15 protein-coding genes, 2 pseudogenes, 1 CRISPR repeat array and 1 riboswitch (1 of these 19 only partly in view) are annotated in these 23,279 nt (G+C 61.6%); of the genes and pseudogenes, 11 read left to right on the top strand and 6 right to left on the bottom strand.

The features are described 5' to 3' along the window. Positions 1-4: 4 nt before the first annotated feature. Entirely contained in the window at positions 5-1,669 is a 1,665-nt protein-coding gene (locus GBB18_RS07745) for an FAD/NAD(P)-binding protein (protein ID WP_151641286.1), read from the bottom strand. Between the two features lie 122 nt (positions 1,670-1,791). Between GBB18_RS07745 and GBB18_RS07740 the strand changes: the two genes are divergently transcribed. The 4 genes from GBB18_RS07740 to GBB18_RS07725 all read left to right on the top strand — a co-directional run bounded on the left by GBB18_RS07740 (position 1,792) and on the right by GBB18_RS07725 (position 7,338). Continuing rightward, positions 1,792-2,562, top strand: coding sequence for a YwqG family protein (locus GBB18_RS07740; protein WP_192795975.1), 771 nt, complete (start codon positions 1,792-1,794; stop codon positions 2,560-2,562). Between the two features lie 108 nt (positions 2,563-2,670). Continuing rightward, positions 2,671-2,783, top strand: a riboswitch (TPP riboswitch). Continuing rightward, entirely contained in the window at positions 2,776-4,503 is a 1,728-nt protein-coding gene (gene thiC / locus GBB18_RS07735; RefSeq protein ID WP_151641284.1) for a phosphomethylpyrimidine synthase ThiC, read from the top strand. Its footprint overlaps the riboswitch before it by 8 nt. Positions 4,504-4,901: 398 nt before the next feature. Then, entirely contained in the window at positions 4,902-6,218 is a 1,317-nt protein-coding gene (locus GBB18_RS07730) for an O-acetylhomoserine/O-acetylserine sulfhydrylase (RefSeq protein ID WP_151550257.1), read from the top strand. A 46-nt stretch (positions 6,219-6,264) separates the two neighbouring features. Then, positions 6,265-7,338 carry a homoserine O-acetyltransferase gene (locus tag GBB18_RS07725; protein WP_151641283.1) on the top strand — a complete coding sequence of 358 codons (1,074 nt, stop codon included), beginning with the start codon at positions 6,265-6,267 and terminating at the stop codon, positions 7,336-7,338. Here the strand turns inward: GBB18_RS07725 and GBB18_RS07720 are convergent. Further along, complete coding sequence (locus GBB18_RS07720) at positions 7,335-7,673, bottom strand: DUF3017 domain-containing protein (RefSeq protein ID WP_151550259.1); 339 nt, start codon at positions 7,671-7,673, stop codon at positions 7,335-7,337. The genes GBB18_RS07725 and GBB18_RS07720 overlap by 4 nt on opposite strands. A gap of 10 nt (positions 7,674-7,683) precedes the next feature. Further along, positions 7,684-8,553 (bottom strand): bifunctional methylenetetrahydrofolate dehydrogenase/methenyltetrahydrofolate cyclohydrolase, encoded by an 870-nt coding sequence (locus tag GBB18_RS07715; RefSeq protein ID WP_151641282.1) that lies wholly within the window; start codon positions 8,551-8,553, stop codon positions 7,684-7,686. 9 nt (positions 8,554-8,562) lie between these two features. Here GBB18_RS07715 and GBB18_RS10775 point away from each other — a divergent pair, with 9 nt between their 5' ends. Next, complete coding sequence (locus tag GBB18_RS10775) at positions 8,563-9,132, top strand: tRNA (cytidine(34)-2'-O)-methyltransferase (protein ID WP_151641281.1); 570 nt, start codon at positions 8,563-8,565, stop codon at positions 9,130-9,132. A gap of 28 nt (positions 9,133-9,160) precedes the next feature. On the opposite strand, the pseudogene GBB18_RS07705 reads toward GBB18_RS10775, so the two are convergent. From GBB18_RS07705 to GBB18_RS07695, 3 genes and pseudogenes are all read right to left on the bottom strand, one after another. Next, positions 9,161-10,294, bottom strand: a pseudogene (locus GBB18_RS07705) (PH domain-containing protein); the annotation flags it as partial. A gap of 248 nt (positions 10,295-10,542) precedes the next feature. Beyond that, on the bottom strand, positions 10,543-11,058 hold the full coding sequence (locus tag GBB18_RS07700) for a PH domain-containing protein (RefSeq protein ID WP_151641279.1): 516 nt from the start codon (positions 11,056-11,058) through the stop codon (positions 10,543-10,545). 39 nt (positions 11,059-11,097) lie between these two features. Then, positions 11,098-14,259, bottom strand: coding sequence for an error-prone DNA polymerase (locus GBB18_RS07695; protein WP_151641278.1), 3,162 nt, complete (start codon positions 14,257-14,259; stop codon positions 11,098-11,100). Positions 14,260-14,407: 148 nt separating this feature from the next. Here GBB18_RS07695 and GBB18_RS07690 point away from each other — a divergent pair, with 148 nt between their 5' ends. From GBB18_RS07690 to cas2, 6 genes and pseudogenes are all read left to right on the top strand, one after another. Continuing rightward, positions 14,408-15,271 (top strand): MetQ/NlpA family ABC transporter substrate-binding protein, encoded by an 864-nt coding sequence (locus GBB18_RS07690; protein ID WP_151641277.1) that lies wholly within the window; start codon positions 14,408-14,410, stop codon positions 15,269-15,271. 74 nt (positions 15,272-15,345) lie between these two features. Continuing rightward, positions 15,346-16,413 carry a methionine ABC transporter ATP-binding protein gene (locus tag GBB18_RS07685; RefSeq protein ID WP_192795973.1) on the top strand — a complete coding sequence of 356 codons (1,068 nt, stop codon included), beginning with the start codon at positions 15,346-15,348 and terminating at the stop codon, positions 16,411-16,413. Next, positions 16,414-17,091, top strand: coding sequence for a methionine ABC transporter permease (locus GBB18_RS07680; protein ID WP_151641276.1), 678 nt, complete (start codon positions 16,414-16,416; stop codon positions 17,089-17,091). 470 nt (positions 17,092-17,561) lie between these two features. After that, a pseudogene (gene cas9, locus GBB18_RS07675) lies at positions 17,562-20,861 on the top strand (type II CRISPR RNA-guided endonuclease Cas9). A 1-nt stretch (position 20,862) separates the two neighbouring features. Further along, positions 20,863-21,786 (top strand): type II CRISPR-associated endonuclease Cas1, encoded by a 924-nt coding sequence (cas1, locus tag GBB18_RS07670; RefSeq protein ID WP_151641275.1) that lies wholly within the window; start codon positions 20,863-20,865, stop codon positions 21,784-21,786. Beyond that, the gene (gene cas2, locus GBB18_RS07665) at positions 21,767-22,096 is read left to right on the top strand and encodes a CRISPR-associated endonuclease Cas2 (RefSeq protein WP_151550269.1); all 330 of its coding nucleotides are present in this window, start codon (positions 21,767-21,769) and stop codon (positions 22,094-22,096) included. The genes cas1 and cas2 overlap by 20 nt, the downstream gene beginning before the upstream one ends. Before the next feature lie 50 nt (positions 22,097-22,146). After that, positions 22,147-23,279: direct repeats of the CRISPR family, unit length 36 nt; unit sequence GAAGTCTATCAGGGGTATATCGAACTGAACCCCAGC; it runs 696 nt beyond the window's last position.

The raw sequence follows: 23,279 nt of genomic DNA, 5'->3' as shown, positions 1-23,279 counted from the left end.
CGCGCTAGGCCATAAAGCGGGCGGCAATATCGGCGGCAATTGCATCGGCGCGGCGCAAAATCCCGTGATTGCTGCGGGCTTGGGCGGTTTCCGCCACCGGCCAGTGCAGCCCCGCCACCGAGATGCCGAAGGCATAGAGGCTGGCCCAGGGCTGCCCATTGGCGGGGTGGATCACCCGCATCGTCTCCTCCGAGATCGCTAGGGCTCCGGTGGCGGCCGTACCAGAGGCATCTTCCAGCACCATCTCCATGGCCACGTCCTCCGCCAGCAGCTGCTGCATGAGCGGATCGGCACTCACCGACACATCGGGGTTGGGCTGGCGAGCCTCGATACACACCCGGCTGTGATAGCGCTGCGTGGCGTTCATCCGCGAATAGCCCACAAAGCCCTCCGGGGCACTGGGTTCTACATAAAAGCCGGGGCCGGGCAGGGTGACGATGCCGGCGTCGATAAGCGCATCGAGCTGCGCGAGACGGAACTGCGGCGGCCCCTGGAGATTCGCGCTATTGACCCCAGTGAAGAAGTCCTTAAAGTGCGCCGAGTAGCTGTGCGCGGAGAGCCGTCCTGCGCCCACGGCCTGCTCGATCACCGGCCAGGTATCGCGAATCGGGTCAAACCACGAGGCGTCCTCGGTGAGGTAGGTGTGCAGCCACTGCCGCCACTGCCCCATGTCCACTGCGGGGTCGATGATCTTTTGCCAATCCACATCGGGATAGTGGGCCTCCACCTCGGCGGTGATGAGCGGCCAGATATCGCGCATGAAATCGATCGGCGGGGTGAGATCCGCAATCGCCTCCGGGGTGAGCACCTGCGGCGTGTACTGCTGGAGCAGGTTCCGCTTGCCGCGATAGGGCAGACCACTTGGGGAGCCGGCCACAATGTGCGGCTCCCGCCCCGAAGGCTCATAGCCCGCCGCGGTGAAGCGGCCGCCGCGGCCTTCAGTGAGGGCGGCCATATAGTCAAAAAAGGACAACCCCACGCCCTTAATCAGCACCGTTTCACTGGGCTCTAGCGTCTCGAGCTCCGCGAGGTGATCGGCGGCATTAGCGGGGTGGATGTGCAGCGTGTTGGTGATCCCGAGCTGCGCTAACGCCTCGTCGAGCTGGCGCACATCCGGCGGCAGCAGGGCGGGGATATGGCCGAGCGTGAGCACGCAGGCGTCCACGCGAATCGATTCCGCCTCATCGGCGAAGTCAATCTGCCAGCCCTCGCCGAAGCGGTGGACGCGGCGGGCCCGGCGCGTATGCACCCGCACGCCCGCGCCGTCGAGCTGGGAGAAACGCCACTGCAGATACAGGCCATAGAGGGGCCGGCTGGCGGGATCCGCGGCCGCAAGCCGTGCGGCTTCCTGCTGCGCCCACTCGCCGGCGAGCGCCAGCCACGGCTCCGCGGCGGCGCTATGGGCCCATTCATAGAGGGTGGGTCCCGTGCAGAGCGGGCCGCTCAGCTCCACGGTCTCGTCCACGAAAGCCGTGACTTCCCCACTGGCGGTATTCATGAGCATGAGCGGCGACTGCTCGGGATTCCACACCGCACCGGAGCCGGGAGCGTACTCCTCGATCACCTCGATGCACAGATCCTGCACGCCGCGCTCCTCGGCGAAAGCTGTCAGCCTTTCCAGCACCGCCAATCCCCGCGGGCCACACCCAATGATCGCTATTCGAGCCATAGGGCCATTGTATTCCGCCTCCGCCTCGACTTCGTACACGTGTTCCCTAGCGCTCGATGCCACGGCACCCTAGCATGAGGCGCACCACAGTATTGAGCGAGCGCTTTAGCGGAAAGGACCCCATGAGCAGTGAATCCAAGCGCCTCCTCGCGCATATCACCGAACGCTCCACCCTCCCCTCTATCGAGATTCAGCTGCGCGGCACTCCGCAGACGCTGAGCGAAAGCACCGTGGGCGGCCAGCCCTATCTGGACCCTGGCGAAGAGGCGCCGATGGGCCAAGACGGCGCGCCGCTGGTATTTCTGGCCCAGCTCAACCTCGCCGAGCTTCCCGACAATGATCTGCTGCCCGCCACCGGCCTGCTGCAGTTTTTCATCGGTGGCGATGACCTGCTGGGCATGCACGACTTCGACAATATCCGGCGCAATAACCACCGGGTGATCTACCGCGAATCCTTTGATTCCACCGTCGACAGCAGCGCCTATACCCTGCCCGCCGCGGCCCACACCCCCTTTACTCGCAGCGAGGGCGTCGGGATGGACTTCGAGCTCGTCCGCCAGCCCATCTCCACCGAGGACCATCGCTTCGAGGATGCGGTGGCGGACGCGGAGGAGGAGCTGGGCATCGAGGTTGATGCTGCCGGCATCGGCGAGCTCGTGGATCAGCTCCGCGACAGCCACACCACCGGCGGACACCGTATCGGCGGCTATCCCTTCTTCACCCAGGCGGATCTGCGCACCCCGGAGGATGAGCTCGATGTGCTGCTACTGCAAATCGATAGCGAGGGGCCAGTGATGTGGGGCGAGACAGGCGTGGGGGCGTTTTTCATCTCCGCTGCGGATCTGCGGGCCCGCGACTTCTCCCGCGTCGGCTATAGCTGGGACTGCTACTAGCCACGCGCTGAGGTGCTCTGTCCCCCCGCCTGCTCAGGGGCAGCGCGGGGGACATTGCCCAAAGCGAGGACAGAGCGGCCATCGTGCTATAGCCTTAAATAAATACAACCTCATACCCACGGGAGTGCGCTGATGCTGCGCGCTGAGAGGACCCAGCGCATGGGTCGACCGTATGAACCTGTCTGGATCATGCCAGCGTAGGAAGGATTTTTTATGACTACCCGTCTGTCTGCCGCCAAGAAGGCCCGCAGTGCCGCGCCCGAACCGGGCGAGCTGACCACCGGCCCCATCTACCGCAGCCACAAGACCTACCGCGAGGTCACCCACACCAACACCGATGGCTCCACCACCACCATGCGCATCCCGGCGCGCGCCATCGAGCTGACCACCGGTCAAGATTTCGAGGTCTATGACACCTCTGGTATCTACACCGAGGACAACCCCCAGCTGGATCTGAAGAAGGGCCTCGAGCCGCTGCGCGCGCAGTGGGAAACCCCGGCCCCCGCCCCCGCGTCGGAGGCGCAGCCCACCACACTGGTGCGCACCCAGCTGGCTTGGGCCCGAGCCGGGATCATCACCCCGGAGATGACCTTCATCGCCCACCGCGAGGGCTTCACCCCGGAGGAGGTGCGCGAGGAGGTGGCCGCGGGCCGGGCGGTGATTTGCGCCAATCACAAGCACCCCGAGATCGAGCCGATGATCATCGGCAAGAAATTCGCGGTGAAGGTGAACGCGAATATCGGTAATTCGGCGGTCACCAGCTCCATCGCGGAGGAGGTGGAGAAGATGGTGTGGGCCACCCGCTGGGGCGCAGACACCATCATGGACCTCTCCACCGGCGACAATATTCACGAAACCCGCGAGTGGATTCTGCGCAACTCCCCCGTGCCGGTGGGTACTGTGCCGATCTACCAGGCCCTGGAGAAGGTCAAGGGTGATGCCACCAAGCTCACCTGGGAGATCTACCGCGACACCATCATTGAGCAGTGCGAGCAGGGCGTGGATTATATGACGGTGCACGCCGGGGTGCTGCTGCGCTATATTCCGCTGGCCGCCGAGCGCGTCACCGGCATCGTCAGCCGCGGCGGTTCGATCATGGCAGCGTGGTGTTTGAAGGAGCACCGCGAGTCCTTCCTGTACACCAACTTCGCGGAGCTCTGCGAGATTCTCGCCGCCTATGATGTCACCTTCTCCCTCGGCGATGGCCTGCGCCCGGGCTCGATCGCCGATGCCAATGACGAGGCCCAGCTGGCCGAGCTGCGCACTCTCGGCGAGCTCACCCGCATCGCCCACGATCATGGCGTGCAGGTAATGATCGAGGGCCCCGGCCACATCCCCATGCACAAGGTGGCAGAAAATGTCACCTGGGAGGAGGACTGGTGCGATGAGGCCCCCTTCTACACCCTCGGCCCGCTGACCACCGATATCGCCCCTGGCTATGATCACATCACCTCCGCGATTGGCGCCGCGATCATCGGCCAGGCAGGCACCGCGATGCTGTGCTACGTCACCCCGAAGGAGCATCTGGGCCTGCCCAACCGCGATGATGTGAAGACGGGCGTGATCACCTATAAGATCGCCGCTCACGCCGCGGATCTGGGTAAGGGGCATCCCCGTGCCCAGGAGCGCGATGATGCCTTGTCCACCGCCCGTTTCGAGTTCCGTTGGCACGATCAATTCGCCCTGGCCCTGGATCCCGATACGGCGCTGGACTTCCACGATGAGACCCTGCCGGCCGAACCGGCCAAGACCGCCCACTTCTGCTCCATGTGCGGCCCGAAGTTCTGCTCGATGAAGATCAGCCAGGACGTGCGCGACTATGCCCAGGAGCATGGCCTCACCTCGGCTGAAGCCATCGAGGCCGGCATGCAGGAAAAGTCGGATGAGTTCACCCAGCGCGGCGAGCGCGTCTACTTGCCGCTGAGCCCCGCCACCTCCTAAAACCCCACTCGCCCACGACGCCCCGCGCGGCCGATCGATGGCTGGAGCGGGGCCTCTTATATCGCCGATCACCCCCAAAATGAGCTAACTCACATACCGAGCTGTCTATCTCATCGCTGCAGTTCAGGACACCTAACCGCGACCATGCCGGCCGCTCGATGCTTGCTCTAGACCGAGCGGTTCGTTAGGGTTGCTGACAACGCAACGCGGGGCGCTGAGGATTCGACGCTCTCCGCTTTCCCTTAAGGACTCTTGGGAAGTCATTTCTTTTCAAGCGCTCGCCGCGGTCTATGGTTCCTCCTTCGCGGCGAAGCTGTCTCATACTGTGTTCTCTGGCGGATGGCTCGAACCGTCCCGCGTTGTGGTCCCATAAATTTCCATGATGAGAGGAACCATCAATGCCTAAGTACAACAATGAGAACGCGGCCGAGTGGGGCTTTGCTACTCGCTCGATCCACGCCGGCCAGCCGGTGGACTCCGATACCGGCGCCCGCAATCTGCCGCTGTACTTCACCTCGTCCTATGTATTCGACGACGCCGCCCATGCCGCCGCGCGTTTCGATCTCTCCGACCTTGGTCCGGTGTATTCCCGCCTGACCAACCCCACCGTGGCCGCCGTCGAAGAGCGCCTCGCCTCCCTCGAGGGCGGCGTGCACGCTGTGCTCTTCGCCTCCGGCATGGCTGCTGAGACCGCCGCGATCCTCAACTTGGCCCGCGCCGGCTCCCACATCGTCTCCTCCCCGCGTATCTATGGCGGCACCGAGACGCTCTTCCAGATCACCCTGCCGCGCTTGGGTATCGACGTCACTTTCGTCGAAGATCCGGACGATCCCGCATCCTGGGCGGCCGCCGCACAGGACAACACGGTGGCCTTCTTCGGCGAGACCTTCGCCAACCCGCAGGCGGATGTGCTGGACATTCCGGCCGTCTCCGCGGTGGCGCATGAGCACAAGGTGCCGCTGATCGTGGACAACACCGTGGCCACCGCAGCCTTGGTCCGCCCGCTCGAGCTGGGCGCCGATGTGGTGGTGGCCTCGCTGACCAAGTTCTACACCGGCAATGGTTCCGGTTTGGGCGGTGTGCTTGTCGACGGCGGCTCTTTCGATTGGTCCGTGGAACACAACGGTGAACCCAAATACCCCGATTTCGTCACCCCAGACCCCGCCTATCACGGCCTGCGCTATGTGGACCTAGGCCCCGCCGCCTATGGCCTCAAGGCTCGGGTGGGTCTGCTCCGCGACACCGGTGCGGCCCCCTCCCCCTTCAATGCGTGGGTGACCGCCCAAGGCCTGGACACCGTTGGCCTGCGCGTGGAGCGCCACAACTCCAATGCCTTGGCCGTGGCCCAGTTCCTGGAGTCCCAGCCTGCGGTGACCAAGGTGAACTACGCCGGCCTGGAGTCCTCGCCCTTCCACGCCACCGCGCAGAAGCTGGGCCTGGCCACCACCGGCTCGGTGCTCTCCTTCGATATCGAGGGCGGCCGCGATGAGGCTTGGGCCTTCATCGACGCCCTGCAGCTGCACTCCAACCTGGCGAATATCGGCGATGTACGCTCCTTGGTGGTGCACCCGGCCTCCACAACGCACTCGCAATCGGATGAGGCCGGTCTCCGCCGAGCCGGTATCAGCCAGTCCACCATCCGCCTATCGGTGGGCATCGAGGCGCTCGAGGACATCATCGCTGATCTCGAGCGCGGCTTCGCCGCCCTCAGCTAACCCACCGCAGCGATCACCCGCGCCGGAGAGGGAAAGGACACCAAGGATGAACCTAGGCACACCCGGCCAGCTGCACACGGTGCCGCTCGGCGAGTTCCGCACCGAGGCTGGTGTGAGCCTGCCCATCTCCGTGGCGTATATGCGCTTCGGTGAGCCCCGCGCGGATGGCTCCAATATCATCCTCGTCGAACACGCCCTCACCGGCGATGCCAATGCGGCCGACTGGTGGGGCGGGATTATCGGGCCGGGCCGCGCCTTCGACACCACCGAGTACTGCATCATCTGCACCAATGCACTCGGCGGCTGTCAGGGCTCTACCGGCCCCGCCTCCCCGGACCCGGACGGCGTGCCGTGGGGCTCGCGCTTTCCGGCGCTATCCATTCGGGATCTCGTGCACGCGGAAAAACTCCTGCTCGATCATCTCGGCATTACCCACCTGCGAGCCGTCGCCGGCGGGTCCATGGGCGGTGCCCGCACCCTCGAATGGGCGCTGCTCTACCCCGAGATGGTGCAGGCCTGCTTGGTGGTGGCGGTCTCGCCGCGGGCCAGCGCCTGGCAGATCGGCGTGCAGCAGATCCAGATTGCCTCCATCACCTATGATCCCGACTGGCAGGGCGGAGATTACTACGGCACGGGGCGCCGCCCCGAGCAGGGGCTCACCACCGCCCGCAAGCTGGCACATCTCACCTACCGTGGCGAGCTCGAGATCGACGAGCGCTTCGGCACCACCGCCCAACGCGGGGAGAACCCCTTGGGCGCCTATCGCGACCCCACCCAGCGCTTCGCTGTAGAAAGCTATCTCGACCACCAAGGCCGCAAGCTCGTCGATCGCTTCGACGCCGGCTCCTATGTGGTACTCACCGAAGCGCTCAATCGCTTCGATATCGGCCGCGACCGCGGCGGCTTGGTGCCTGCCTTGGCACAGATCACCGCCCCCACCATGGTGGCAGGGGTAGACACCGACATTCTCTACCCTTACTACCAGCAGGAATTGATTGCGCGGAACGTCTCCCATCCCATCGGGATGGCCCATATTTCTTCACCAGTGGGCCATGACGCCTTCCTCGTGGAAGAACGGCAAATGGACAATATTGTGCGCCGCTTCCTCGCCGGCAGCTAGCTGCCGAGGGCATCGATAGAGGCGGAGACGTACATCATCAACCCGCCCACGACGGCCGTGAAGGCGACGTCGAAACGCCGCGAGCGCACCGCCAGCACTCCCAATACATGGGAATCACAGACGTAGCGGATCACGGATAGCAGCACGAGACTGGCACCGAAGACGAAGGTGGCTCGGCGCCAGTGATCGCTGAAGAGAAACACCGCGGCCACAATCAGCCCCACCAAGAACACGCCCATGAGCGCCCGTTGCAGGCGGAGGGGTAGCGACGAGGGCGGCAGGGCCCGATCGTGCGGGTTGCCGCTGAGATCCGCGATGGGGTCGACGCGTTCCACGGATACGGTATTAGATCTCGCGCTGGGATAGACCGGCGAGCTTCTCCGCCCGCTCCACCACATTGCGCACGAGGAAGGCGCGGGTCAGTGGGCCCACACCGCCCGGGTTCGGCGATACAGCACCGGCGACCTCCCACACATCGGGGTGCACATCGCCCATCAGCTGGCCGTCCTTGCGGGAGACTCCCACATCCAGCACGGCCGCGCCCGGCTTCACCATGTCGGCGGTGAGCATGTGCGGCACGCCCGCGCCGGCGATAATCACATCGGCCTGCTGGGTTTCCGCCTTCAGATCGGCGGTGCCGGTGTGACACAGCGTCACGGTGGAGTTCTCCGAGCGGCGGGTGAGCATGAGCCCAATGGGGCGACCCACTGTTACGCCACGGCCGATCACCACAACCTTGGCGCCGTTGAGCTCAATATCGAAGCGGCGCAGCAGATGAATGCAGCCATTAGGGGTGCAGGGCAGCGGGGCGGGCTCGTTGAGCACCAGCTTGCCCAGGTTCACAGGGTGCAGGCCATCGGCATCCTTGGCGGGATCGATAGCCTCGAGTACTGCGTTTTCGTCGATGTGCTTCGGCAGCGGCAGCTGCACAATGTAGCCGGTGCAAGCGTCGTCATTATTGAGCTCCTCAATAACCTCAAGCAGCTCGCCCTGGGTGACATCCTCCGGCAGGTCCTTACGGATCGAGTTCACGCCGATCTTCTCGCAGTCCTTGTGCTTCATGCGCACATAGGACTGACTGGCGGGGTCCTCGCCCACCAGCACCGTCGCGAGCCCTGGAGTGATGCCCTGTTCCTTGAGTCTTTCGACTTTCTTCGCAAGCTCGACGAAAATTTCGTCGCGGTAGAGTTTTCCATCCAGTTTCATCGCGGTCATGGATCCATTATGTCAGACGCCCGCCGCGTAGGATGGGGCCACGTGAACACCGCGCCCGTTACCAACCCCAGCACCGCCCTGCCCTACGCCCATGTAGTCTTTGATAACCCGGTGATTCCCCCGAATACCGGCAACGCCATCCGCATGTGCGCCGGCACGGGCGCCACCCTGCACCTGTGCGAGCCACTCGGCTTCGATCTCAGCGAAAAGCACCTGCGCCGGGCCGGTCTTGACTATCACGACCTCGCCCAGGTGCAGGTGCACTCCTCGCTCGCTGCGTGCCTCGACTCGCTGCCCGATGCTCGGGTCTTCGCCTTCACCACCAGCGGCACTCTTAGCCACTCGGAGGTGCACTACCAGCCCGGCGATGTGCTGCTCTTCGGCACCGAGCCAACGGGGCTGAGCGCGGCGGCGCTCTCCCATCCTCGCATCACCGCTCAGGTGCGGATTCCGATGCTGGCGGGGCGGAGATCGATGAATCTGTCCAATGCGGCGGCTGTGGCGGCCTATGAGGCGTGGCGGCAGCTGGGCTATCCGGGCTGTGCAGCGCAGGGAGCTGGCGCTGGCGGAGCCGATTAAGCAGGGCGTAGCCATCGGCGCTGGCGATATGCTTCAGCTCCATCTGTACCGGCCCCTCCACCAGGTCGAGGCGGACGCTCACCAGCCCTAAGCGCTGCTGCAGCGGCCCGGCGCTGAGCGTGAGCTCCTGAATGTGCTCGAGCTCCACTACGCTCATGGTGCGGCTAAAGCGCCCGGTGTGGATGACGGCGTAGTCCTCCACCAGGCTGAGCCCGCGGTAGCGATAGTGCAGCGGCCCCAACCATCGCGCCTGGTGGGGAGAACGCACCATCGGCGAGTGCACCTGCCCTGGCTGCGCCGGCCCCTGCAGGTGCTCGGCGTCGACCTCGCTGAGCAGCAGGAGTAACGCGGTGGCCGTGGCATAGTCCCCCACCGGCAGCACCGTCGTGGTGGTGGAGGTATCGCTGCTATCGCCATAGCCGGCCACCGACACCGTCACCTTCCACCAGCCGATGCGCCGCCACAATAGCGGCTGGGTGATGGATACCCCGTGCACACGGTGCAGCGGCACGGTTTGCGAGCGACGCTCGGTGAGCCCATAGCGCAGCAGCAGCTCATGGGTGGTGGCATTGTGTTCAGCACGAAAGCCCCACGCCCGATTAGCGAAGCTGACCACGGAGGGTAAGCCACCGAGAAGCATCGGCAGCACGATGGCGAGTCCGGCGGGGGTGAGCACGATTAGGATCAGCGCCAGCGCCATGACGATGGTGGACCACTGGAGGGCCAGTGCGAGCAAGGCCTGACGCACAGGAACAGCGGCCAGCAGCTCTGGTGCGGCGGCCGCGGTCGCTGCGGGCGCGGGGCTCTCGGCGGCTGGCTGTTCAGCCGCGGCACTCTCGGTAGCAGCGGGCCCTGCTGCGTCCTGTTCTCCGCGGCTATGGCGCAGCACAGTGTTTTTGACCTGCTCGGCGGTGTTTTTATCCAGGTATTCGATCTTCAGCACCGAGTCATCGCCGCCTGCAGTTTCAATGTGCACGGCAGCAAGACCGCAGATGCGGGCGACAAGGGGCTCGGCCACATCGACGGCCTGAATCCTATCGCAGCGCGCGGACCGGGATTGGCGGCTGAACACGCCTTTTTCCACCACCACTTCATCGCTGCCGAGGCGATAGCCATTGCGCTTCCACCAGATCCGGGACAGCGCCCACGTCAGCCCGAGCACAAGCACGGTGCCGCCGATACCCACCACGATGGGTAGGAAGGAAAAAGAGTCACGATCGCGCAGAAAATCAACAATATCGCCGAGGAGCTCCCGCTGGTTGATGCCGATGGCGACGATCAGCGCCAGCAGCGCCCGCCAAAAACGAATCAGCGGGGTCAGCGGGTGAACGCGCTGGAATTCGGCGTTGTCTGCGGTGACCGCAGCCGCGCCGTTGTCCAGTGCGGCGGCATCGGGGTGCAGTTCTTCTTTCACAGGCCGCTCATCCTCTCCTTCGCCTTCTCACTCAGGCGCACGCGCAACTCGGAGGCCACATCCTCGGGCAGGCCCGGAATGCTGGAGTCGCTGGTAGAGGACGCGGTGTGCAGCTCGATATTCTTCAGCCCAAGAGCACGCTCGATGGGGCCGTTATTGATATCGACGAATTGGATGCGGCCATAGGGCACCACGGTGAGGCTGTAGAACAGGCGGCCGCGGCGCACCAGCAGCTCATCCTCGGTTTCTGCCCAGCCGATTCGCGCCACTTGAACTACGGTGAGCCAGGCGATAAACGCGCTGAGCCCAGCCATAGCGATCGCGCCGACGATGAGCGCAATCTGCCATCCGCCAGAGACGAAGTAGGCGCCGATGGCCATGCCGAGTGTCGCAAGGACCAGAACGGGCATGCGGCCGATAAGCCGCGCCTTCACCAAGGCTGGGGAGACGGGCTGAAACGTCACGCCCATGGCGTCGGCGTCGCGCTGGTTGAGTTCGGTGTGAGAAGCCATAGGCCCACTTTTAGCACAGTGCGCACCGTGCCCCGCTGCTTAGCGAAAGTCGCGGGAGCGGATATCCAGCATCTCCCCAAGGGCTAGGGGTTCAAATTTATCGGCCTCCACGGTGGCCGCCCCGGTGGCGGTGCGCACGATACCGCGCACGAGCAGCGCGGTCGCGGTGCGCGCGAGCCGGCGGTAGCGCGCCCACAACCCAGGCGAGACCACCACATTGATCAAACCGGTTTCGTCCTCCATGCCAAAAAATACTGCCCCGCTGGCGGTCTGGGGACGCTGGCGGTGGGTGATGATGCCGGCCACGAGGATGCGGCGGCCATCCTCCTGCGCAAGCAACTGCGCCGCGGGTATCACCCCGCGCCGCTCAAGCTCGGCGCGAATGAGCTCCAGCGGCTGGTTGGCTGGGGTGATCCCGGTGCTGGCCACATCGGCCACCATGAGCTCAAAAGTGTTCATTCCTGGCAGCGGCGGCGCGGTGATCGCCGAGAGCCCCGGCAGCATGCCCTGTTGCTCACTGGCAGCCACGCCCGCCACCCATTGGGTTTGGCGGCGGCTAATCCCGAGCGCCGCGAAGGCCCCAGCGCGGCCGAGGCTTTCCACATCTCGGACGTTCAGCTCGGCGACGCGGGCGATATCAGCCACCGTCGATGCCGGCGAGAGGCTGTGTCGGATCTTCTCGAGCCTGTCGGCAGCCTGCCGCCGCAGCCCTGATACCGAGCACAGCCCCAGCCGGATTGCCCCGTTGTCCACCCGTGGTTGCACATCCGAATCCAGCACCGAGACCGGCTCCACCTGCACCCCGTGCCGACGGGCGTCTTGGATCAGGGATTGGGGCGAATAAAAGCCCATGGGTTGGGCACGCAGCAGACCCACGCAGAACTCTGCTGGGTAGTGGTATTTAAACCAGGCCGAAAAGTACACCAAGGAGGCGAAGGATTGGGAGTGGGATTCGGGAAAACCATAGGCGGCGAAGGCCATAATTTTCAGCCATAGCCGGTGGGCGGTGTCCTCGTCTATATTATGGGTGCTTTTACAGCCCGCATAGAACTTCGCGCGCAGCGTCTCCATTCTTTCCGGTGAGCGTTTGGAGCCCATGGCGCGTCTTAAAGCATCGGCCTCTACGCCGCTAAAACCGGCGGCGTCTACCGCTATCTGCATGAGCTGTTCCTGAAAGAGCGGCACGCCGAGGGTTTTACCCAGCGCATTTTCCAAGCAGGGGTGATCGAACTCCACGGGCTCGAGGCCGTTGCGGCGACGGATATAGGGGTGCACCGAGCCGCCCTGAATCGGGCCCGGGCGCACCAGGGCGACCTCCACCACGAGGTCGAAGAACTCGCGGGGTTTCAGCCGCGGCAGGGTATTGAGCTGGGCGCGGGATTCCACCTGAAACACCCCCACGGCATCGGCGCGGGCGAGCATGGCATAGACCTCTGGCTCGGCGAGGTCGAGTTCCCACAAGTGCACGGTGATTCCATGCTGCTCTGCCACGAGATCGATCATGTGGTGCAGGGCCTCGAGCATGCCTAAACCCAAGAGGTCAAATTTCACCAGCCCCGCGGAGGCGCAGTCATCCTTATCCCACTGCACCACGGAGCGTTTGTCCATGCGCGCCCATTCCACGGGCACCACATCCGCGATGGGGCGATCACACAGCACCATACCGCCGGAGTGAATGCCAAGGTGTCGGGGCTGGCCTTCAAGGCTGGCCGCGAGCTGGCGCACCTGCTCTGGTGGGTCGGCGATGCCCCGCGACCACGCATCACAGCTGCCCTGAGCAAAGCCGAGGGCGCGGCCGGCATCGCGTATCGCCCCCTTATGGCGATAGGTGATCACATTGGCCACCATGGCGGCATAGTCGCGGCCATAGGTGTCGTAGACGTATTGGATCACCTCCTCGCGGCGGCCAGATTCAATATCAATATCGATATCCGGTGGCCCTTCTCTTTCGGGAGAGAGGAAGCGCTCAAAGAGGAGTCGCGCACTGATCGGCTCCACATTCGTGATGCCGAGGGCAAAGACCACCGCAGAGTTGGCGGCCGAGCCGCGACCTTGGCAGAGAATATTCTCCCGCCGGCAGAAATCCACGATCCCGCACACGATGAGAAAATACCCAGCGAAGCCGAGCTGCTCGATCACCTCCAGCTCATAGTCGATCTGCGCATGGGCGCGGTGGGCGATCTCAGTGGGCCGGGACGAATAGCGCTGGGGAGCGCGCTCCGCGACCAGCTGGCGCAGCTGCGCCAGCTCATTGTCTCCGTGGCTGGGCAGATTCGGGGCCACGAGGGTGAGCTGCACGGCGCATTCCTCCGCTAGCCGCAGATTCTCTGCCATGAGTTCGCTGGCGTGCGGCACCATGGTGGCCAGCGCCTTCTCCCCCAGCAGCCAGCGCCCGCCCATCGGGTCGAGTTCCGCGGCGTGATCGCCCACGCTGCGGCGCGCAGCGAGGGCATCCTTCGCGGCGGCGAGCCGTCGCGCCCCCATCGTGGCGGCAGTAGCCACGGCGGAGACGGTCCCCCGCAGCTGGTACTGGGCGCGAAGCCGGTCCAGCTCGGCGTGCGCATCGGCGTCCGTGGGGCGGCGAGAAATCCGGTACTCGAGGCGGATATTCTCCCGCCCGAATGCCTCGATCAGGGCGGGGAGCTGTGGGGCCCAGGTGGCGTCAACAAGCACATACCAGCGACCGCCGGCAGCGGTACCGAGCGCCGCCAGCGAGGGATAGACCGTGTGGTCTTTTTCTCCGGCGGCCATCGCTGCGGCGGAGATAACGCGGCTGAGGCGGCGATAGCCTTCGACGTCCTTGGCGAGCACACACAAGGTAGCCGGAATCCCCAGCTGTTCGCCGACGCTGAGCTCGGCACCGATGATCGTGTCCAGCTGATAGTGCGCTGCGGCCTCGGCGAATTTCACCACACCATAGAGGCCATCGCGATCACACAGACCGAGGGCGCGGTAGCCCAATTCCACGGCGCGAGCGACGAGTTCTTCTGGCTCAGATGCGCCGTGTAAAAAGCTATAACTCGAGCGGCAATGCAGGTCCGCGATACGTCCGTCCGATTGTCGAACATGCGCTGCGTTAGGACTAGACTGAGCGGGCTCAGGCTGGAGGTGCCCATCATAGCGGCCAGATAGCAGCCTTTCTAGCTTTGACCAGCTCAAAGGGCGGGCATTCACCCCCAAGAAGCAGCCATTCCATTCCATGCGCCCCACGCTAGCATGTTTCGCACACCTGTTCTAGCCAATTATTACACCTCCCGTAGACCAAGCTGTACAGATTGAAACGAAGGTGCTAGCGTAGAGCAGCGTCAAATAGACAGCTCTTTCTACTACTTTTTCTAAGGATGTTCCCATGAAGCGATTTACCCGCACCACCGCCGCCCTGGCCACCGTGGCCCTGTCCGCTACCGCGCTGGTAGCCTGCGGCAGCGATGATTCCTCCACCATCAAGCTCGGCTCTACTGATTCCACTCTGAAGCAGTTCGCCGCGTGGGAGGACGCAGCCAACGAGAACGACATCGACCTCGAGGTTGTGAACTTCAGCGATTTCAATACCCCCAATAAGGCACTGGCTGAGGGCGAGATCGACGCCAATAGCTTCCAGCACCTGAAGTTCCTCGCCGAGCACAATGTGGGCTCTGGCGATGACCTCTTGCCGATCGGCTCCACCTACATCGTGCCGCTGGCACTGTACTGGAAGGACCACGATTCCCTCGACGGCATCGAGGGCCAAGAGATCGTAATCCCGAACGATCCCTCCAACCAGGGCCGCGCTATCAACGTGCTGGTGCAGGCGGATCTGATCACCCTGAAGAATGACGTGAATAACCCCACCCCAGCCGACATCGATAAGGATAAGTCCAAGGTTAAGGTGCAGCCGGTGGATGCCGCGCAGACCCCCACCGGTTGGGGCGAGGGCAAGCCGGCCATCATCAACAACTCCTTCCTGGATCGCGCCGGCATCGACCCGAAGTCCTCCATCTTCGCCGATGACCCTAACTCTGAGCTCGCCGAGCCCTACATCAACGTGGTGGTTGTGCGCGCCGAGGATAAGGACAATGAGCAGCTGAAGAAGCTCGCCGAAATCTGGCACACCCAGGCTGTGGTGGATGCCGATCAAGAGGACACCGCCGGCACCTCCGTCGCCGTGGATCGCCCCGCCGAGGAGCTGCAGGAGATCCTGCACCGTCTCGAGGACGAAATCCGCAAGGGCTAATCCCCGCACCACGGCCCCCTTTTCCTAGGGGGCCTTTGTTTTCATTCACCTACGTTTTAAGGAACATTTCGCTCGTGGCACAACAACCACACGCGGCCGCCGCCGGCTCCATCCCTTCCGGTACTACTGGCACCGCTATTGAATTCCGCAACGTGTCTAAGACCTTCTCCACGAAGCGCGGCACGGTGACCGCCCTGGATAACGTCAATCTCACCGTCGCCCCCGGAGAGATCCTCGGCGTGATCGGCTACTCCGGTGCGGGCAAGTCCACCTTGGTGCGCCAGATCAATGGACTCGATGTGCCGAGCTCCGGCGAGATTCTGCTGGACGGCACCAATATCGTGGGCATGCCGGAGAAGAAGGTGCGCCAGCTGCGCCGCCACATCGGCATGATCTTCCAGCAGTTCAACCTGTTTTCCGCGCGCACCGCAGCCGGCAATATCGCCTATCCCCTCGAGCTGGCCGGCATCTCCAAGGCCGAGCGTACAAAGCGGGTCCAGGAAATGCTGGACTTCGTGGGCCTCTCCGATAAGGGCAGCTCCTACCCCGAGCAGCTGTCCGGCGGACAGAAGCAGCGCGTGGGCATCGCCCGCGCCTTGGCTACTAACCCCTCCTTGCTGCTGGCCGATGAGGCCACCTCCGCTCTCGATCCCGAGACCACCCAGGATGTGCTGGCGCTGCTGCGCAAGGTGAACAAGGAATTCGGTATCACCATCGTGGTAATTACCCACGAAATGGATGTGGTGCGTTCGATCGCCGACAAGGTGGTGGTGATGGAAAACGGCCGCGTGGTGGAGCAGGGCTCTGTGTTCGAGGTGTTCTCGAATCCGCAGACCGCCGTGGCCCGCCGCTTTGTGGCCACCACCCTGCGCAATGAGCCGGACAATGTGGAGTCGGATGATCTTCGCGGCAAACCGGGACGACTATTTACCGTCAACCTCACCGAGACCTCCGGCTTCTTCACCGCGGCCGGCCACGCCCGCGAGGCCGATGTGAGCGTCGATATTGTGCACGGCGGCGTGACCACCCTGCAGGGTAATTCCTTCGGCAAGGTCACCGTCCGTCTGAACGGCGATAATGCCGCCATCGACGAGTTCTACCGCTCCCTCACGCAGACCACCGAGATTCAGGAGATTTCTTAAATGGACACCACTTATCTCGCAGCTGACTGGGATCGGCTCGGCGATACCTTCATCGACTCCATCTTCGAGACCCTCTACATGGTGGGCATCACGATGGTGGCCGGCGGCTTCTTCGGGCTGGTTCTGGGTATTTTGCTCTACACCACGCGCCCGAGCGGCATCCTGCGCAACTCGTTTGTCTACGCCGTACTCAACGTGTTGGTGAACTTCATCCGCCCAATCCCCTTCATCATCCTCATCGCCTTCATCGGCCCGCTGACCAAGGTGGCCATCGGCTCGACCATCGGCACCGGTGCCGCCACCTTCGTGATGTCGATCGCCGCGACCTTCGCCGTCGCCCGCATCGTGGAGCAGAATCTAGTGGCCATCGATCCGGGCGTGATCGAGGCGGCGCGAGCGATGGGCGCCTCACCGTGGAAGATCATCACCTCGGTGATCGTCCCAGAGGCCTTGGGCCCCCTCGTGCTGGGCTACACCTTTATCTTCATCGCGGTGGTGGATATGTCTGCCATGGCCGGCTACATCGGCGGCGGCGGCCTGGGCGATTTCGCCATCGTCTACGGTTATCGTTCCTTCGATTGGACCGTCACCCTCGTGGCCACCGCAGTGATCATCGTGATCGTGCAGCTTGCGCAGTTCTTCGGCAACTGGCTGTCGAAGAAGATCATGCGCCGCTAGTTCGGCTCATCGCAGCACGCTTATCGACGCAGCGTCCCCGCTTCATCGGGGGCGCTGTTCGCATTATCCGCCACTACTGGCTCATGCCGACAAGGCCTCAGGGTACACGGAAGAACAGGACAAACATCAGCAGCACCCCAGCCGAGGATGAGGAAGAACTGTTCTCTTGTGTCCAACGGCGTCCGACCTTTATACACCTCCGCCTCTTTTATCACGCGAAACTAGAGGGCCGGACCATGATTCACCTCCCGTTTCGCGGAAGTACACGTAGTCCTCTTCGCTACGTACCGGATACGCATCACCTCACTATCCTCCACATGGGGGATACACAGCCGATTCGCTGGTTCATAAATAGTCTCACTGCTAATATCAATGACGAACTGAACCTCAGTAAGCGCCGGCTAGTTTCCGGTTGCAGAATGCTCCAGCCGGACCTTCGGGTCCGGCTTTTTAATCTAGGAGGACACCTCATGTCCACGAGGTATGTCGTAGGCATCGATGTCGGATCGTATTCACTCGGCTGCGCCGCCATCGAAGTAGATGAGGCTGGAAATCCTCTCCAGCTATTGAACACCGTTTCTTTTATTCACGATTCTGGCGTTGATCCGGACTCAAATAAGACTGCCAACACACGTCTTGCAGTATCTGGTGTGGCTCGTCGGACCCGGCGCCTCTACCGGCGACGCAAGCACCGCACGCTAAAACTCGAAAAGTTCCTCAAAGCGCAGAATTGGACGACACGTCCATTCGAGGAGTACTCAGATCCCTATTTCCCGTGGAAAGCTCGGGTCGCACTCGTTAATGGCTTCATCGCTGACGAAGTCCAACGAGGGGAATACCTGTCGGTGGCCCTGCGCCACATCGCTAACCACCGTGGATGGAGAAACCCCTACCATTCAACTGCTAGCTTGTACTCCCCCGGCGAAGCGAGCGATGCCTTCAATGAGATTCGCGAAAATCTCAGCAAAAAGACTGGCCGCCCCATCCCCAACGATGCCACCGTGGGGCAACTGATCTCCTTCGCGCAATTCGGCCACCATCGCCTTCGCGGCGGCGGCAAGGAGAAGGACAAGAAGAACCCAGATCAGGCAAAGCAGGCGGTCATATCGGCCCGGCTCCAGCAGAGCGACCATGCGCGGGAAATCAATGAGATATGTCGTGTCCAGAAAATCGACGACACCCTACGGAAAAAGATCATTGATCTCGTCTTCGCTGCTGAATCTCCCAAGGGCGCGCAACAAGGCCGTACAGGCAAAGATCCTCTCAACCCCACACAAATGCGTGCTGCTAAGGCCTCCGATAGCTTCCAGCGCTATCGTGTCTCCGCGCTGATCGGCAATCTGCGCATCAAAGAAAGCACAGGAAAAACGAGGCGTCTCACCGCCGAAGAACGAGCCTTGGTATTCGATCACTTGATCAATCTTCCGGCCAAAAAGGACCCTTCATGGCTCGATGTTGCCGCTATCCTGTCCGTCGATCGCGGGCGGCTGCGGGGCACCGCAACCCTTACCGACGACGGTGAACGCGCTGGGGCTAGGCCGCCGGTGCATGACACCAATCGAGTCATTTCGCGCTGCCGCGTTAAACCTCTCGTTACCTGGTGGGCTACAGCCGATGCCGCTCACCGAGCCGAGATGGTCAAGGCGCTGTCCAACTCCGAGGCAGTCAACTTTGACTCCAAGGAAGGGGCTGCGGTTCAGGCATTCTTTGCTGAATTAGATGATGACCAGCATGAGAAACTCGATTCGCTTCACCTGCCCATCGGGCGTGCAGCCTATAGTGAGGACACCTTAACGCGGCTGACCGCTCGAATGCAGTCGGAAAATATGGACTTGTATGAGGCACGCCGTGCAGAGTTTGGCGTCTCCGAAGACTGGGCTCCGCCCAAACCACGCATCGGTGAACCAGTAGGAAACCCAGCGGTGGACCGTGTTCTCAAGGGAATTGCACGGTGGATAGAAGCAGCCGAGGCCGAATGGGGTGCGCCGCAGTCCATCGTTATCGAGCATGTGCGTGATGGTTTCTCCAGTGAAAACGTTGCTAGGGAGATCACTCGTGAAAATGACCGTCGCCACAAAAGAAACCTTAAACTGTTCGCGGAGATGCAGGAAAAGCTCAATATCGATGGCGCTGTGCGCCGCTCCGATCTATGGCGCTACCAGTCGCTCCAGCGTCAGAACGAGCAATGCGCCTACTGTGGCGCGCCCATCACCTATTCCAATAGTGAGATGGACCATATCGTGCCACGTGCAGGGCAAGGCTCAACCAACGTGAGAGAGAATCTGGTGGCCGTGTGCCATCGCTGCAACCTCGCAAAGAAAAATATTCCTTTCGCAGTATGAGCAGAAACATGTCCTATACCTGGCGTTTCCCTCACTGAAGCCCTCGAACGCACCAAGTTCTGGCTTCCTGAGCCTGGCCAGAAGAAGTCGGATTTTAACGCGTTTCGTAGTGCTGTCTGCGAACGGTTGAAACGAACCCACGCTGATGAGCCCTTAGATTCCCGCTCCATCGAGTCTGTGGCGTGGATGGCTAATGAGGTGAGGGGACGTGTCGCACAGCACTTCCATGAGGCTGACACCAGCGTCCGAGTTTATCGAGGCGCCCTGACGGCTGAGGCGCGTAAAGCTTCTGGTATTCACAAGCGTCTGCGTTTCATCGATGGCCCTGGAAAATCCCGTTTGGATCGCCGGCATCATGCCGTCGATGCAGCAATTATTGCTTTCACCACTCCCTACGTTGCGCAAACCCTAGCTGAGCGTGCTAACAAGCGCCAAGCAGCTTTTATCGAAAACGCACCAGATCAGTGGAAAGAATATACGGGAGCCGATGACGCCCACCGTGCTGCTTGGAATTCTTGGGTGCCCAAGGTTCGTAAACTTGCGCATATGCTCCAAGCAGCGCTCGACGAGGACCGAATCGTTGTCACCTCCAATCTACGACTGCGACTGGGGAATGGACGTGCACACGAAGATACGATCGGAGCGCTCAAGAAAATTCGTGTCGGTGGAGAAATCTCTGCCACAGATATCGATCGAGCTTCTTCGGAGGCACTGTGGTGTGCGCTCACGCGTGAACCCGACTTTGATCCTAAAGAAGGCCTCCCTGCGAATCCGAATAGGCGTATTCGAGTTCACGGTTCGTGGTTCGATGCCGATGACGAGATCGAGGTGTTTCCAGTCGGGGCGGGTTGCATCAAGGTCCGCGGTGGTTATGCGGAACTGAGCCGATTCCATCATGCGCGCATCTACAAAATCACATCGGGAAAGAAACCTTCCTACGCGATGCTGCGCGTCTACAATGTCGACCTTCTTCGTCATAGACACGAAGACTTATTCGCTGTCGAGATCAAGCCCCAAACAATTTCTGCTCGCCAAGCAGAACCAAAGCTCCGCAAGGCGCTGGCGGAGGGGAGCGCAGAGTACCTAGGGTGGCTCGTTGTCGATGATGAGTTTGTGATTGACACATCCAGCTTTACCACTGGACAAATCGCCGGGCTGCAGGAAGTTTTCGGAACAGTGTCAAGATGGCGGCTCGACGGTTTTTACGGCGAAGGTAGGCTACGTTTGCGCCCGTTACTCATGAGTGCTGAAGGTATTGGCTCGGATGCCCCTAAAGAGGCGCGAGTAATCATTGAAGGTCGTGGGTGGACCCCAAGTGTCAATACAGTTTTCGGCAAGGGGCAGCCAACAGTCATTCGTCGAGACTCGCTAGGACGCGTACGCCTGTCTAGCGCAGCACATCTTCCCGTCTCCTGGAAGGTGCGCTAGCATGCAGTCCGGCTGGAGGGTTGTAGACTGCTCGAACCTCGAGGGGACCATTCGTTATCGTCGAGGTCAACTGGCCATCCAGCCGGACACCGCATCAGAAGCAGTTACCGTCCCGTTGAGTCATATCGCGGTCGTCATGGTCGGAACGAAGGTGAATATTTCCGGCGCAGTACTCGCAAAGCTCAGCGAATACGACATTGCGCTCCTCATTACCGATTGGCGTGGGGTACCTGTTGCCGGAGCGAGCCCATGGAATGAACACACTCGTATCGGCGCACGTCAGCAGGCACAGGCTTCGCTTTCCCTCCCCCGCCGTAAACAGGCGTGGGCGCGAATCGTGAGTGCAAAGATTTACGGACAAGCGGCAACCGCGAAGGCGCTGAATAGGGAGAGCTCCCACCTTTTAAAGAAGCTCAGCCGTAGTGTTCGCTCAGGCGACTTGGACAACAAAGAAGCAGTAGCCGCGCGAATCTATTGGAAAGCGCTCTCGGAAGGCCCAGATTTCAGACGACAACCAGGCGCTGCTTCGGACGGGTTCAACTCTGCGCTTGACTACGGTTACACGCTTCTTAGAGGAACTGGAATACGGGCAGTTGCTGGTGCCGGGCTTGCTGGGACGCTTGGCGTGTTCCACCATGGCCGTGCTAACGCCTTCGCTCTGGTCGATGACCTCATGGAGCCGTTCCGTCCTTTCATCGATCAGTTCGTGTTCTCTATTCTGGAACCGACTTCACCGCTCACCGCAGATCAAAAACATCAACTTTCATCCTTCCTTCACAGTCACGCATTCAACAGCGATGGCCAGAGTGTTTCTACGGTCTTTCAAGACTTTGCGCAGCATTTTGGCTTATACGTCGAAGGAACAGTGGATCGGCTACAGGTGCCACGTTGGGAAGGGCAGCTCAGTGCCAGCGAAGGACAGTGAACCGGTGTGGTGCGTCGTAATGTTTGATCTTCCGGTCAAGACCAAAAACCAACGTAGGGAAGCTAATCGGTTCCGTAACCGGTTGTTCGACCTTGGTTTCTGCCGCGCCCAGTTCAGTGTCTACGTTCAGTATTTCCCACTGGCGGCGCGTCTCAGCACGATAGTAAAACAGGTGAAATGCGAACTTCCCGCAGGCGGTGAAGTGCGTATCTTGTCCGTGACAGACCAGCAGTGGGCAAAGGCGATCCGTTTTTCGAGCCACAAGGAACAAGCGGTCGAGAAAATCCCCTCTCAACTCACGATTTTTTAAAAACGCATGCTGAAAAAGACCCAGTTCAGGCCCTGTTTCTGGGCCTGACTGAAGTCTATCAGGGGTATATCGAACTGAACCCCAGCCGAGATCGTATGGCACGCCTTTGGTCGTGAAGTCTATCAGGGGTATATCGAACTGAACCCCAGCCGAGATCGTATGGCACGCCTTTGGTCGTGAAGTCTATCAGGGGTATATCGAACTGAACCCCAGCATCCGGCTGAAGCGGGACAGTTGATTCCGAAGTCTATCAGGGGTATATCGAACTGAACCCCAGCTATGTTCCAGTAGGCCCTCGACGATGTAGAAGTCTATCAGGGGTATATCGAACTGAACCCCAGCCGAGCTGCGGATCACGGAAGGCGGCGGCGAAGTCTATCAGGGGTATATCGAACTGAACCCCAGCTCGGGGCTACTGGCCGGTGCTGCCGAATGAAGTCTATCAGGGGTATATCGAACTGAACCCCAGCATGAGGATACGCCGGTACTTCTTCTTCCGAAGTCTATCAGGGGTATATCGAACTGAACCCCAGCCCTGATCGAGCCCAAGCCCGGCGCGCGCGAAGTCTATCAGGGGTATATCGAACTGAACCCCAGCAGGTGCGGCGATGGTGTGCCACCGAGGCGAAGTCTATCAGGGGTATATCGAACTGAACCCCAGCCGTCCGCGCGGCAGCCCCGATGTCATCCGAAGTCTATCAGGGGTATATCGAACTGAACCCCAGCGTGTCGTGGGACTCTCACCTACAGAAAGGAAGTCTATCAGGGGTATATCGAACTGAACCCCAGCTACTTGTGTGAGCTGTTCCCGCGCGAGCGAAGTCTATCAGGGGTATATCGAACTGAACCCCAGCGGAAACACTATTTTTCTCCTATAGGATCGAAGTCTATCAGGGGTATATCGAACTGAACCCCAGCCACCACGATGCTTGCGTCAGACTCGTCTGAAGTCTATCAGGGGTATATCGAACTGAACCCCAGCTACCTCGGTCACATACTCTGGTGTGTCAGAAGTCTATCAGGGGTATATCGAACTGAACCCCAGCGAGATGCTGCGATAATGATCGCGATAGGGAAGTCTATCAGGGGTATATCGAACTGAACCCCAGCTGATGGCCCGTCTCGTGCCAGAGTGGCAGAAGTCTATCAGGGGTATATCGAACTGAACCCCAGCTCGCTGAAG

It is taken from the genome of Corynebacterium sp. 11A, from assembly GCF_008930935.1.
In the GTDB taxonomy this organism is placed as follows: Bacteria; Actinomycetota; Actinomycetes; order Mycobacteriales; family Mycobacteriaceae; genus Corynebacterium; species Corynebacterium megadyptis.
This window is presented reverse-complemented; position numbering and strand designations above follow the sequence as displayed.